Below are 13,293 nucleotides of genomic sequence, written 5' to 3' on the forward strand. Positions count from 1 at the left end.
GGGCGCGGGCCGGATGGGTGCGCCTACTGGGCCGGGGCGGCCACCGGAGCGGGAGCAGCCGGTGTGGTGGGCGCTGAAGACGCCGGCGCTGAGTCCTTCTCTAGATCGAAATGCTGGCCGTCCACGTCGATGGAGCGGATGGCGCCGCCATAGCCGCCGGCCGGCGCCACCGCCGGGTGGGCCTGCTGAGCCGCGCGCGTCCTGCGCCGCTCCTCCTGCTCCTGCAACTGCCGCCACGAGGTGGTGGGCGCCGGTGCCGCGCTGCTGTCGATCTGGGAGGCCACCGAAGGCCCCGCCAGAGCCGCCGTCGCCGAACTCCCCGCGGCAGCGTCCGAGGCCGAGGGCGGGTTGTCCGCCGTCTCCTGCACGCCGGTGGTAGCACTGACGGTGGCTGCGCGCACTGCCGTTTGCACAGCATCCGTTGCATAAGCTGGGATCGTTGGCGGCGTCACGCCCACCACCGAGCTGCCGATCCCCTCGCCGTTTCCGACGCCTCCGGCCTGACCGGTGGATGTGGTGTTCCAGGTGCTGTTGGAAACCTCGCCCGCGCCGATGTTGTTGCCGACCAGCCCCCCGGTGTTCTCCGTTCCGGTGACTGCGCCGGTGACAGACGAATTGGTGATGCCGCCGAGATTATTGCCGGCGATACCGCCGACATTGCTCGTTCCGGAGACTGTTCCTGTCGAGGTGGCATGGTCGATGGTACCGGTGCTCGCACCGGCCACACCGCCCACCGTCAGGATACCTGTCACGCTGCCGGCAAACAGCACGTTACTAAGGGTTCCGCCGAGATTGAGACCGGCGATGCCACCTACGGCGGCGGTTCCCGTCACAGTCCCCGTCACCTGGGCATCGGTGATGGTTCCCCCATTGAAGCCCGCGATGCCGCCGGTGCCGAAGGCCCCGCTCACTGTCCCGGAGAAGGACGCATTGCTGATCGTGGTTCCGTCGGTCCTTCCGACGAGTCCGCCGGTATAGCTTCCAGTATTGGTCACGGTACCGGATGCCGAAACGTTGGTGAGCGTTCCATAATTGCTCATGCCGAGCAGCCCGCCGACATCCTGGCCCGCGCCCGTAACATTTCCACTCGCATAGGCAGTGTTCAACGTGACACCGTTGCTGTAGCCGATGAGGCCACCCACGGTTTCGACACCGGTCACATTTCCGGTCGCATGGACGTTGGTGTATGTGCCACCGGCGGTTCCGGCCAGTCCGCCGACATAATTATTCCCGGTTACGTCGCCGGTGGCATAAGCATCGCTCACGGTACCACCACCGCCGCCGATCAGCCCGCCGACGGTCATGTAGCCCGAGACATCGCCGGTGGCGTAAGAGCTGGCAATGACGCCGTAGCTGAAACCCACTAATCCGCCAACATAATTGCCCGAGCTGGTGACTGTCACGGCCGCGTGGGAGCCGGTGATGGTGCCGTAGTTTTCGCCGATCAGCCCGCCGGTGCCGGCCCAGCCGCTGGACAGGCTCGTCACGGCGCCGGTCGCATAGCTGTTGCTGACGATGCCGTTGTTTTCGCCCGCTAGGGCGCCGACTGTGGAATTTCCAGTGATATCCGCGTTAAGCAGGCCGAGGTCGCGGACGGTGCTGTCGGCGCCGATGGAGCCGATCAGGCCCACATAACTGCCGCCAGAGGAGATGGTGAGCCCGCTGACGGTGTGGCCCAGGCCTGCCAGCGTCCCGCTGAGCCTGGCCATCACCGGGCCGTCGTAGGCGGTGGCGCCGGCGTCGATGTCGTTGGCGACGGCGTAAAGGCCCGATGCGGTCCCGGTGGCATCGTCGAGGGCCGCCAACTGCGCCATGGTGTGGATGAGCGTATAGGCTTGGCCGTTCATGGCGAGGCTGGCGTTGCCCCCGCTCAAGGTCACCGCAGCGCCGTTGGCGATGTAATAATCGCCGCCGTAGTTCAGATTAAGCCCGGCACTGGTCCCGGTGGCGGTGATCGGTGCATTGATGTTGATGTCATTGGTGGCGGTGAGGGTCAACGTGGTGTTGGCCGACCACGAGACCGCAGCATTGACAGTGATATCGCCGTCGGTGCCGCTGCCGTCGGTGGACTGTATCTCAACACTGGTGGTGGCGAGCAGGGAGCTTAACTTACCAGCGCTGATGTCGCCGCCATCATCATGCGCCCGGCGGACCCATGGCCGGGTCCAATAGGCGTAATGGCCGATGGTGAATCCATCGGGATCGATGAGCCAACTGCCGGTGGTGCCGCTGCTGGCGAGCGTGGTGATGGTGGCGGCATCACTGATCTTCACCGTGTTGCCGGAGGTTTCGATGAAGCCGCCGTCGCCGCCATTAGGGGCGGAGGCATCCAATGTGCCGGTCACCTTGGTGGTGCCGCCGTCCGCCTTCAGGGTGATGGAGCCCTTCTTGTAGGTCTTGGCCGATGACCCGCCGGTCAGCGCGGCCATGGTGCGGGCCTGGACGATGCCCGAATTGTTCACCTGCGCCGACAATACAGCATCCGCCGCCTTGGCGGTCATGATCACCTTGCCGCCGTCGGCCTTGATGAGCTGCTTGTTCTCCACCAGCGCGTTCAGCACGCCCGCGTCGATTGTGACATCCACGAGGGAATTGCCCTCGAAATTGAGGGTCATCTTCGAACCGGCGTTCAGGGCGACGGTGCCCAGCGTGGCGGTGATGACGCCTTCGTTGGAGACGCTCTTGCCCATGAGCGAGACATAGCCGCCGCTCGCCGCGCTGATGTTGCCCCGGTTCACCACCGAAGCGGCGGAGGAGCCGGAGAAGACGTAGTTGCCGGCGAGGAAGTCGGCGTTGCTGATGTCCAGCGTGGAGGCGACGAGGCCACCCACATTCACCTGCGAGGTGCCGGTGAAGAGGATGCCGTTGGAATTGACCAGGAACACCTGTCCGTTGGCGTTGATGGCGCCGGCGATGACCGAACTTTCGTTGCCGATCACGCGGTTCAGCGTGACGGAGGCGGCGGAGGGCTGGTTGAAGTTCACGGTCTCGGACGCGGTGACCGAGAAGTTCGTCCAGTTGATGATGGCTTTGTTGGTGGATTGATTGACGTTGGTGGTGGTGCCTGAAGTGGAAATGATCGCCGTTCCCGAGACCACCGTCCCCCCCTGGGGGGCCGCCCAGACGGGCTGGTGGAAGACGAGAAGGGCACTGATGGCGGCGGAGGTGGCGAGGGTGGTGGCGAGCCTCGTCCGCCCGGAGCATCCAAACGCGGGAGACGGGAAATCGGACAGGATACGGCGCATTGCGGGTGACAAATTGGGTGAAGCTAGGCGCAAGCGACGGCATCGTCCGGCGCGGTTGGCAACGGTCATGGCGCAATCCCTGATCGGCACAAAGCTATAGTCAGTTGGATATAACTAATGCCGAACCGTTATGCATCTACCGTCCTGGAGTCAATATGGTGGAAGTGAGATAACCCGGCGAGCCTCGCGGGCCCTGGGAGGGACAGCCTGCGGCGCCGTTTTCCACGAAGCGTCTTCCACGATCACCGGGGCGAGGCCAGATGCCGGCCTGAAGTCACCCGCCCGAGTCGCCCGGTGGAAAAAGGTCGGCCAGCTAAATCAGTACCTCAAACGGCGGGCTCGGAAAAAGGCACTCCGACGATCCACTCCGGTCTCATATCCGAACCATTGCCATCCTGCGCGATGGAGAGCATGCCGGCGTCTTCGAGGCCATGCGGTGGAGCCCCTTATTGCGCTGCCCCTTCTGCACTTTTGCCCGCACATCGGCGGCGAAGCGGCGCACCGGATCGGACATGGTGACGTTGCCCCTCGTGCCTAATCCGGTTTGAAGTTCGTTCTGGCCCAATGAGAGGACCAGAACATGAGGCGCAGCCGCTTCACGGAAGAGCAGATCATCGGCATCCTGAAGGAGCACGAGGCCGGAGTGCCGGTCTCGGACCTGTGCCGTAAGCACGGGGGTCAGTGACGCCAGCATCTATAAGTGGAAGGCCCGTTTCGGGGGGATGGAGGTGTCGGAGGCCAAGCGGCTGCGGGCGCTCGAGGATGAGAACGCCAAACTAAAGCGCATGCTGGCCGACGCGATGCTGGACAATCCGACCCGCAAGCACGCACGGAACGGCATGCTGTCGCCCGTCGAGTTCGAACGCCAGCACAACGCGAAAGCACAGGGCGTCTAGAAAACCAGGGGCGGTTCACTGACTCCTGAGCATATTACGGCTCCTCGTCGAAGGCATCGTGCGCCGCCTCGATTGCGGCCATGCGGCGCCGGCCTTCACGGCCGCTGAGTTCCAGGACGCGGTTGGCCAGAAAATGCGAAAGCCCGATCACCGCCACGTGGTTGTCCAGGGGGCCGGCCGCCCGTGCCTGGCAGGTGATGAGCCATGTGGCCGGGCCGGGGTTCTCCGTGGCCGAGTCCACCACGCACAGGACCTCCGCCCCGGCCTCGACCGCTCGCGCGATCAGGCGGGAGGAGGCGGGCGTCGAACGCCGCAGGGCGAAGACGATGAGGACGTCGCCCTTTTTCAGGGTCACCGCATATTCGGCGATGGTCTCCCCGGCAACCGGCAGGAGGATGCTGGTCTGAATGACGCGGAAGACCTGCCAGCGTAGATAGGCCGCGAAGGATTGATTGTTGCGGAAGCCCACGAACCAGACCCGCTTTGCCGCGAGCATGGCCTGCGCGATCCGGTCGATCATGTCCTCGGACAATCCGCCGTAGGTTTCGGACAGGTTCTGGACGCTGAGTTCGAGGTGGGCGCGCAGCGTGTCGCTGGCATTACTATCGCCGCTCAGCAGCAGCAACGGCGAGCCCGCCTTCTGCTCCAGCCGCACCTGCCGTCTCGCGTCGTTGTAGCTTTCATAGCCGAGCCGGTGGAAGAAACGGGTCACCGCCGCGTTGGAGACCCGTGCGGCATTGGCAAGTTCGGTTGCCGTATAAGCAGGCAGGTTGCCTGGGAAATCGATCAAGAATTCGGCGAGCCGCCTCTCGGTCGGAGACAGACCATCCCTATGGCGTGCGATGCGCGCCACCAGCGAGTCCTTGGCCGAGATTGTCGTGCTCACCGCGCTTCACCTGTTCCTATCATCTTGTGTCTTCAGCCGAACCGCGGTTTGGCCGGCCTGCCCTGGGCAGGCGTCACAGCTCCTGTATGACCCAAAGCGCTGCGCGGCACCATGCGGATCGTTGCGCTGGCATGGAAGTTGCTGAAAAAAATTTTGCAGAACGGATTAATTGAAAATATCGAAGCGGCCGTCCTGCGGGTTTCTCGAACCAAAGAAGGGACTGACCATGGCCGGGGAAAACGTGCAGCTTTCCGCTCCCGCATCGGAGGCGGCGGTACAGGTTGAGACGGCGCTCGACAAGATCGGTGTGACCAACGCGCACAAGCTCATCGTGCTGCTGGTGCTTTTCGGGGTGATGTTCGACGTCTTCGAGCAGAACACCGTGGGGCTGATTGCTCCGTTCCTGCGGGAACAGTGGCATCTCTCCGCGGCCGACATCGGGTTTCTCAACACGATGACCTTCGTCGCGGCCGCCATGGGGCGGCTATGCTCCGGCGTCCTGGCCGACAGGGTGGGCCGCCGCTTCATGCTGAACGTCAACCTGCTGCTGTTCACGGTCGGCGCCGCGATCTGCGCCCTCGCGCCGGGTTACACCACGATGGCCATCGGCCGTTTCGTGGTCGGCCTCGGGCTCGGCGGCGAGATCGTGACGGCGGTCACCCTGCTTGCCGAGTTCTGCTCCTCCAAGTTCCGGGGCACGGCGGTCGGGCTCATCAATGTGGGAGGAGGCGGCCTCGGCAACATGCTGGCCCCGGCCTTCGCCCTCCTGATCTTCACCCTGTTCCCGGGCGGGGACGGCTGGAGGTGGCTGTTCGGCGCGCTCGTGCTGCCGGCGGTCCTCGTCGTGTTCTATCGGCGCTTCGTGCCGGAGACGCCACGCTTCCTGGTCGCACGAGGCCGGGTGGCAGAAGCCAATCGCGTGTTGTCGCAACTTGCGACCGGGTCCTTCTCGACCAAGAACGTCAGGGTGACCGATCACGTCACCTCGCAGCCGGTGATTGAGACACCCAGGCTCGGCGCGATCGTGGCTGACATCTTCCGCGACGGCCTTCTTCGCCGCACCCTAGCCGTGGGGATCGCGTCCTGGATGACCTTCGGCGCGCAGCTCACCGTGCTGACCCTTATGCCGACGATCCTCGTTTCGCAGGGCCATACGATCACGCGGAGCTTCCTGTACACGATCATCCTGCAGAGCGGCAGCCTGTTCGGCGCGCTCACGGCGGCGGTGCTGGCAGCGCGCGTCCCGCGCAAGATCGTGCTGACGACGGGCGCTCTGTGCGCCGTGGCGGCGGGTCTCGGCTTTGGCTTCCTGGCCACGACCGACGCGCTGATCCTCGCGTTCGGCGCCGCATTCCAGTTTTTCGTGCTGCTCCTTAACACAACCATCTGGATCTTCGCGCCGGAAAACTACCCCACCCGGGTTCGCGGCTTCGGCACGGCGTTCATCCTCGCGCTCGGGACCATGGCGGGCGCGTGGATGCCTCTGCTCGCCGGCCGGGTGTTCGACGTGGCTGGTGTCGCCGGCATGTTCACCATGATGGCGGGCATGTACGCGATCTTCGCCATCGCGGTGCAGTTCGCGCCTGAGACCTTCGGGAGGTCGATGGAAGCAGTGCCGGACGCCGAGTCGGCCGAACGCCCCCTTCAGACTGCGTGACACCTCTCCCCGGACCGAGATCCGGCCCGGGTTTCAGGAGCCTGGCGTGACGACGATCCTCCTCATCAATCCCAATACCTCAACCCGGTCGACCGAGATGATGCTCTCGGTCGCCGGGCCACTCCTGCCCCACGACGTCACCCTGCGAGGGATGACGGCCACGACTGGGGCGGCCATGATCGTGGACGAGGCCGCCCTTGCCGAAGCCGCCGACGAAGTCGTCCGCATCGGGCTCGCGGAGGCATCGCGCATAAATGCCGTCATCGTATCGGCCTTCGGCAATCCGGGCGTGGGGTCGCTGCGCGCGCTCCTGCGGGTTCCGGTGATTGGTATCGGCGAAGCGGCCATCCTAAAGGCAGCGGCGACGGGATCCCGCTTCGGGATCGCCACGACAACGCCGGATCTCGTGCGCTCCATCGAGGCCGGGGTCCGCGACCTTGGCCTTCAGGGTCAATTCACTGGCGTTCGCGTGCCGGATGGCGATCCCCTCTCGCTTGCGGCGGATCCTCCCGCGCAGGATCAGGCCCTGGCCGCGGCGGCGACCGCCTGCATCGAGCAGGACGGCGCGGACGCCGTGGTAATCGGAGGCGGCCCACTCAGCGACGCCGCCGCAAGACTGCGCCTGCGCTTTCCCACCCGGATCGTCGAGCCTGTCCCCGCCGCGATCGAGAAAATCCTGAGACAGGTCTCAAGCCAACGCGGCTGATTGACCTTCTCACGTGCAGTTCAACCAAGGGTCACGTGGTGCCCCGCCTCAAGTGAGGTGGTCCCCGAAACGCGAAGGCGAAATTAAGCTTGGTTCAGCCTGATGGACGGACGAGCCCGATGACCGGGAAGAGGAAGTGGTATTCCTGGGAGTGCAAGGCGAAGGTGGCCCCGGCGGCGAAGCACGGCGTCCACCCGACCATGGTCAACGTCTCGAAGAAGCGGGCCGTCGAGGGGATGGTCACGGTGTTCTCCGGTAAGGCGGAGGCCGCCGATGCTGCCCACAACGGCGAGCTCACCCGCACCACGTGTTCCCCTGCCGCTGGCCTCATGCGCTCCCAATATAGGGTGCTGCACTTGGCTTGTGCATTCAATGCCTAAATAATAATCGAGTTGCCATATACGCTATCAATTCTTCAATGAAGCTCCGAGTTGTCCGTTTTTAATGCTGCTTTGGCAGAATCTGAAGCGTCGACCATATTGCCCCATCGCCGTTGCTCGCCTTCAATTCTGTCGAATTCGAGACGATTAGTTGATGCTGGGGGACACCGATGGATAGGATATCGGCGACGATTCTCACCGGATTCCTGGGCTCCGGCAAGACGACGCTCCTCAACACCCTCCTTGAGGCCTCGCCCGGTGAACGGATCTTCGTCATTGTCAACGAATATGGCGAGGTGGGCATCGACGGAAAACTCATCGTCGAGACGCAGGACGATGTGGTTGAACTGAACAACGGCTGCATCTGCTGCACCGTCCGGGGCGATTTGATCGCCGCCATGCAGGGATTGCTGGCTTCCGGTCGTGCCGTGGACCGGATCATCATCGAAACATCCGGCCTTGCCGATCCGGCGCCGGTCATCCAGTCCTTCATGCTCGACGAGGTGCTGCGCCAGCGCATCCAGCTCGATGCCATCGTCACCGTGGTGGATGCCCGCCACGTGGCCGACCAGCTCGCCCTCGATGAGGCGCGCGAGCAGATTTGCTTCGCCGACGTGCTCCTGCTGAACAAGATCGACCTTGCGGACGAGGCAAGCCTTGCCGCGACGCAGGACATGCTGCACCGGCTGAACCCGCTGGCGCGGATCATCCGCACGCACACCTGCGACGTGCCGCGCGCCGCCGTGCTCGACCTGCGCGCCTTCGACCTGCGCAACGTGCTCGCCATTGATCCCGACATCCTCGCCGACCATGCCCATGAACATGACGAAAGCATCGGCTGCGTCGCCCTGCGTGAGCGGGTGCCGCTTGATCCGGCGGCGTTCAACATCTGGCTCAACCGGCTGGTGCAGGCCGCGGGCAAGGACCTGTTTCGGATCAAGGGGGTTCTCAACTTCGCGGACGAGCCCAGGCGCTACGTGTTCCATGGCGTGCACATGACGCTGGAGGGACGTCCGGGCCGCGTCTGGCGCGCCGGCGAGACGCGTCTCAGCGAGATCGTCTTCATCGGCCGCAACCTCGACGCGGAGATGCTACGCCACGGGCTCGACGCCTGCCGGCAGGAGCCGGCGGTTGAACGGGCCGCGCGCGCCGCTCTCGCAGGTTGATGAGCGGGCACGTTGCTGGCCGAGCTGAAGACCAAGCAAACAGAAATCAATAATACGATAACCTTCCAGAGGAGAAACAGCATGCCTCCGCTTGTCGCCGCCATGGTCAGTCTAGGCGTTCTCGGCGCCGTCGATACCTATCTCACCGCAACCGTTCTTCCTGTGCCGGTCTGGGTGACGTTCATCGCCTGGGCCTCCTTCTTCTCCTGCGGCGGCGGCCAGAACGGGCTGGTGAAGTCGGTCGCCTCCAACTGGACCGGCATCCTCATCGCCTCGCTGACGCTGCTGATCGTCGAGGCGGGCCCTGCCCATCCGGCCTTTGCCGCTGTTCTCGTCGGCCTCGGCACCTCGGCTATGATCCTTGCCTCGGCCATCCGCCTATTCGATTTTCCGCCGGCCATCGTGTTCGGCTTCGCATCGCTGGTGGGCACGGGCGCTGCTACCGGAACCAGCATCACGGGCACGACGGGCCTTGCCCATCCGACCCTCGTTGCCATGGTGGCAATGCTGGTTGGCGCCTTGTTCGGCTTCGTCTCGGAGCGGGGCACGCAACTGCTCGCGGCGAAGACGCCGGTCACCGCCTGATCGCTTCATACCCAAGGGAGCCTGACGTGAAACTCCAGCATTATCTTGGCGGCCTCGAAGGCCTCGGGCCGGTCAGCACTGAAACACGCGTGTTCGTGGAGCCGTGGGAAAAGCGCATCTTCGGCATCCACACGGCGATGATGGCGCTCTCCTCCCAACTGCCGCTGCCGGTGACGCCCTCCACCTTCAGCACGGTGTGGACCTGGGCCGACCTGCGCAAGGGGGCGGAATCGCTCAATCCCTTCGATTACTTCCGCTTTCGCTATTACGAGAAGTGGCTGGGCGGCATCTGTGGTTACTTCATCGCCCACGGCTACATCACCGCTGAAGAGCTCGATGCGCTGACGGAGGATTACTACGCCGAGCCGGGCAAGGCGCTCCCTTCCGCCGGCGAAGAAGCCATCGATGCTCGCATCGTCCAGTATCTGGTGGATGGCGACAGCCCGAAGCGGGAGGCTGCAGTGAGCCACGCCTTCGCCGTCGGCGAGGAGATCGTCGTCTGCGACGTGCCGACCATTGAGCACACCCGATTGCCAGGTTACCTGCGTAACAAGACCGGCACGGTCGAGACGGTCTACGAGGGGGCCTACACCTACCTCTGCGACACCGGGCCAGACGGTATCGGCGCGGCCATGTCAGTCTATTGCGTGCGCTTCGATCCGGCCACGATCTGGCCCGGCAATGCCGAGCCGAACTTCGCCATCTATGCCGATCTCTACGCCCATTACGTGGCCGCGCGGGCCTCTGCGCGGCAGGCGGCGTGAGCAACGGCGGCACTCAATCGGGAGACCTTTCCATGGCTGACCAGTTCAAGTACCGCGAGGATCGCGAGGCCTACAGCGCCGCCCGCGTCCGGGCGCTCGAGGCGCTGCTGATCAAGAAAGGCATCATCACCGACCGCTCGGTGGATACGGTGCTCGACTATTTCGAGACGAAGATGGGCCCCTTCAACGGCGCCAAGATCGTTGCCCGGGCCTGGGTCGATCACGCCTTCAAGGAACGCCTCGTCGCCGACACGCCGGCGGCCATCGCCGAACTCGCGCTGCCCGAGGGGATGGCAGGTGCCGAGGGCGAGCACATGCGGGCGGTGGCCAACGCCCCGGGCGTTCACAACCTCATCATCTGCACGCTTTGTTCCTGCTATCCTTGGCCTGTGCTGGGCCTGCCGCCCTACTGGTACAAGGATCCCACCTTCCGCAGCCGCGCGGCGCGTGAGCCGCGGGCGGTGCTCAAGGAATTTGGCCTGGCCGTGCCCGAGAGCACCGAGGTGAAGGTGTGGGATTCCAGTGCGCAGATCCGCTGGTTTGTCGTGCCAGAGCGCCCCGAAGGCACCGAGGGCCTCAGCGAGGCGGAGCTGGAAGCCCTTGTCACGCCAGAGGCGATGATGGGCGTCGCCGGCGCAGCGTGAGGCAAGGCCATGCTCACACGCTTCGAGCAGTTCGCCGTTAACGAGATGATGGGCAAGCCGGACACGCCGCCGCGCGCCAACGGCACGCTCTGCTTTGCCAACGACTGGGAGCGCACGGCCTTCGGCGTTGCCCTCACACTCGCCCGGAACGGCTATTTCGAATGGGACGACTTCCGCGACGAGCTCATTACGCAGATCGGCACATGGGAGGCGGAGCACCCCATCGATCGATCGTCCTGGAACTATTACGAGCGCTGGCTCGCCGCACTGGAAAAGGCGGTGGTGAAGTCGGGCCTCCTCGATCCGGCGGAGCTTTCCGCAGCCCTGTCCGCCTCTCCTGCCGAGCCGCACGCCGCCTGACGCCGGCCACGGTATCCCCCAAGACCCTTCCGACCCGACGGAGCACATGCATGCATATCGAACCCGGCCTCGTGGACGGTACTAAGATCGTCCTCAGCTCCGCGACGGGCGGCGCTGCCCTGCTGTACACGGCAAAGCTCTGCCTGGAGAGCGCCCCCGTGCGCGGCCCGCTCTCGATCGTCGTGCGCAGCCTTGCCACCACTGCATTGGTCTTCTCCTTTTTCGAGATTTTGCCGCATCACCCGGTCGGTGTCTCCGAGGTACACCTGATCCTCGGCTCGACGCTGTTCCTGGTGTTCGGCGCGGCGCCCGCCGCCGTTGGCCTCGCGCTGGGGCTGCTGCTGCAGGGCCTGTTCTTCGCGCCCTTCGACCTGCCGCAATACGGCATGAACGTCACTACCTTGCTGGTGCCGCTGTTTGCCCTCACCGGCGTCGCCAAGCGCATCATCGCCGCCGATACACCTTATGTGGAGCTGAGCTACCGCCAGGCTTTCGCCCTGTCGGCCACCTACCAGGGCGGCATCGTCGCCTGGGTCGCGTTCTGGGCGTTCTATGGCCAGGGCTTCACGGTGGCTAATGTCTCCGCCATTGCATCGTTCGGCGGCGCCTATCTGCTGGTCATCGCCATCGAGCCACTGGTGGACCTCGCCGTGCTGGCGGCTGCCAAGGCGCTCAGGGGCCTCACTGGAAGTGCGGCGCTGGAGCGCCGGCTGTTCCAGCCGCGCTGAGTTGCGCCGCCGAGGAACGAAGGACATGGTACCGTTCCGGGGGGCGCCTCGGCACGGTGGCTTGGTCCGCTAAGTAATGAGCCAGAGGAGGGAAGGACATGCGCATCGCGATACTCGCCCCGCCGGGCGTTCAGTCCCTCGATGTGGTCGGCCCCGCTGAGATCTTCTGGGAGGCGGCCCGCCGCCTGGGCGATCCGGGCGCCTATGACGTTCAGGTTATCTCCACCGGCGGGCCCACCATCGGAGGCACCGGGAAACTGCGTTTCCTCGCCGACCGCACCATCTTTGACCCCGACGAGCCTATCGACACGCTGCTGGTGGCTGGCGACCCCTCATTCCAGGACATCGACCCCGAGGTCATCGCCTGGCTGCAGCGCCGGGTGCCCACCGCACGGCGCTTCGGCTCCATCTGCACCGGCGTGTTCCTGCTCGCTGCCGCCGGCCTGCTCCAGGACAAGCGCGTAACCACCCACTGGGAGTGCGCCGAACGGTTCAATCGGCAGTTCCCTGATATCGCGGTGGATGCGGATGCCATCTATCTGCGCGACGGACCGCTGATTACCGCTGCCGGCGTTACCGCGGGCATCGACCTCGCCCTGGCGCTGGTGGAGGAAGACCACGGGCGGCATATCGCCATGATCACCGCGCGTTACATGGTGGTGTTCCTGCGCCGGCCAGGGGGGCAATCACAGTTCAGCGCGCATCTGGTCGGGCAGATGGCCGAGACCACCATGATCCAGAAGGCGCAGGCCTACATCCTCGCCAACATAGACCATCCCCTGTCGGTCGATCATGTGGCACAGACCGTCGGCATGAGCCCACGGAACTTCGCCCGCGTGTTCCGCCGCGAGGTGGGCACGACCCCGGCCGACTTTGTTGCTATGGCCCGCGTCGATGCCGCGCGCCGGCTGCTCGAAGATACGGCCCAGCCATTGCAACGCATTGCCGCGAGTTGTGGCTTTGCCGACATGAACACAATGCGGCGCATCTTCGCGAAGACGATAGGGGTAACGCCGGCGGCCTATCGCAGCCGGTTCCATACCGTAAGCCAGGCGGCGGCACCTGACATGGAACGGCAGCCGAAAGGACGCGCCGATCGCCCTGCCTCAAAAGCCGATCTGATGACGCGTTCTCTACCATTAAATTAGGGGGCGTTTCTGCGGGAGCAACCTGAGCCCGGCCCCCGGGCCGGGGAGATCACGGCGGTTTCAAGGTCTGATCGTCGCTGCTTGTGTCCGCCCGCCTGGGCCGATCGGCGCGTGACTTGCGCAGAAGC

The 13,293-nt window shown here is 64.8% G+C and carries 11 protein-coding genes and 2 pseudogenes; 11 read left to right on the forward strand and 2 right to left on the reverse strand.

From position 1 onward, the window contains the following. Positions 1 to 23: 23 nt before the first annotated feature. Entirely contained in the window at positions 24 to 3,245 is a 3,222-nt protein-coding gene (locus FBQ73_RS01140) for a beta strand repeat-containing protein (RefSeq protein ID WP_170218698.1), read from the reverse strand. Between the two features lie 580 nt (positions 3,246 to 3,825). Between FBQ73_RS01140 and FBQ73_RS01145 the strand changes: the two are divergent. Beyond that, positions 3,826 to 4,069, forward strand: a pseudogene (locus FBQ73_RS01145) (transposase); the annotation flags it as partial. Between the two features lie 106 nt (positions 4,070 to 4,175). Here FBQ73_RS01145 and FBQ73_RS01150 read toward each other — a convergent pair. Then, positions 4,176 to 5,027, reverse strand: coding sequence for a MurR/RpiR family transcriptional regulator (locus FBQ73_RS01150; protein WP_138397698.1), 852 nt, complete (start codon positions 5,025 to 5,027; stop codon positions 4,176 to 4,178). Between the two features lie 226 nt (positions 5,028 to 5,253). Here FBQ73_RS01150 and FBQ73_RS01155 point away from each other — a divergent pair, with 226 nt between their 5' ends. The 10 genes and pseudogenes from FBQ73_RS01155 (at position 5,254) to FBQ73_RS01200 (ending at position 13,165) form a co-directional block, all read left to right on the forward strand. After that, a complete protein-coding gene (locus FBQ73_RS01155) occupies positions 5,254 to 6,684 on the forward strand; it encodes an MFS transporter (RefSeq protein WP_138397699.1) in 1,431 nt (476 codons plus the stop codon). Between the two features lie 46 nt (positions 6,685 to 6,730). After that, positions 6,731 to 7,390, forward strand: coding sequence for an aspartate/glutamate racemase family protein (locus FBQ73_RS01160; protein ID WP_138397700.1), 660 nt, complete (start codon positions 6,731 to 6,733; stop codon positions 7,388 to 7,390). A 119-nt stretch (positions 7,391 to 7,509) separates the two neighbouring features. Beyond that, positions 7,510 to 7,692: pseudogene (locus FBQ73_RS01165) on the forward strand (IS3 family transposase); the annotation flags it as partial. Positions 7,693 to 7,940: 248 nt separating this feature from the next. Continuing rightward, on the forward strand, positions 7,941 to 8,936 hold the full coding sequence (locus FBQ73_RS01170; protein WP_138397702.1) for a CobW family GTP-binding protein: 996 nt from the start codon (positions 7,941 to 7,943) through the stop codon (positions 8,934 to 8,936). Positions 8,937 to 9,017: 81 nt separating this feature from the next. Then, the gene (locus FBQ73_RS01175; protein WP_138397703.1) at positions 9,018 to 9,521 is read left to right on the forward strand and encodes a DUF1097 domain-containing protein; all 504 of its coding nucleotides are present in this window, start codon (positions 9,018 to 9,020) and stop codon (positions 9,519 to 9,521) included. A 26-nt stretch (positions 9,522 to 9,547) separates the two neighbouring features. After that, positions 9,548 to 10,285: a nitrile hydratase subunit beta gene (gene nthB, locus FBQ73_RS01180; protein WP_138397704.1), complete on the forward strand. Its 738-nt coding sequence runs from the start codon at positions 9,548 to 9,550 to the stop codon at positions 10,283 to 10,285. Between the two features lie 32 nt (positions 10,286 to 10,317). Beyond that, a complete protein-coding gene (gene nthA / locus FBQ73_RS01185) occupies positions 10,318 to 10,929 on the forward strand; it encodes a nitrile hydratase subunit alpha (RefSeq protein WP_138397705.1) in 612 nt (203 codons plus the stop codon). A 9-nt stretch (positions 10,930 to 10,938) separates the two neighbouring features. Further along, on the forward strand, positions 10,939 to 11,289 hold the full coding sequence (locus FBQ73_RS01190; RefSeq protein WP_138397706.1) for a nitrile hydratase accessory protein: 351 nt from the start codon (positions 10,939 to 10,941) through the stop codon (positions 11,287 to 11,289). A 50-nt stretch (positions 11,290 to 11,339) separates the two neighbouring features. Beyond that, on the forward strand, positions 11,340 to 12,017 hold the full coding sequence (locus FBQ73_RS01195; protein WP_138397707.1) for an energy-coupling factor ABC transporter permease: 678 nt from the start codon (positions 11,340 to 11,342) through the stop codon (positions 12,015 to 12,017). A gap of 98 nt (positions 12,018 to 12,115) precedes the next feature. Next, complete coding sequence (locus FBQ73_RS01200; RefSeq protein WP_138397708.1) at positions 12,116 to 13,165, forward strand: GlxA family transcriptional regulator; 1,050 nt, start codon at positions 12,116 to 12,118, stop codon at positions 13,163 to 13,165. Positions 13,166 to 13,293 lie beyond the last annotated feature (128 nt).

The organism is Xanthobacter autotrophicus, from assembly GCF_005871085.1.
GTDB lineage: Bacteria > Pseudomonadota > Alphaproteobacteria > Rhizobiales > Xanthobacteraceae > Xanthobacter > Xanthobacter autotrophicus.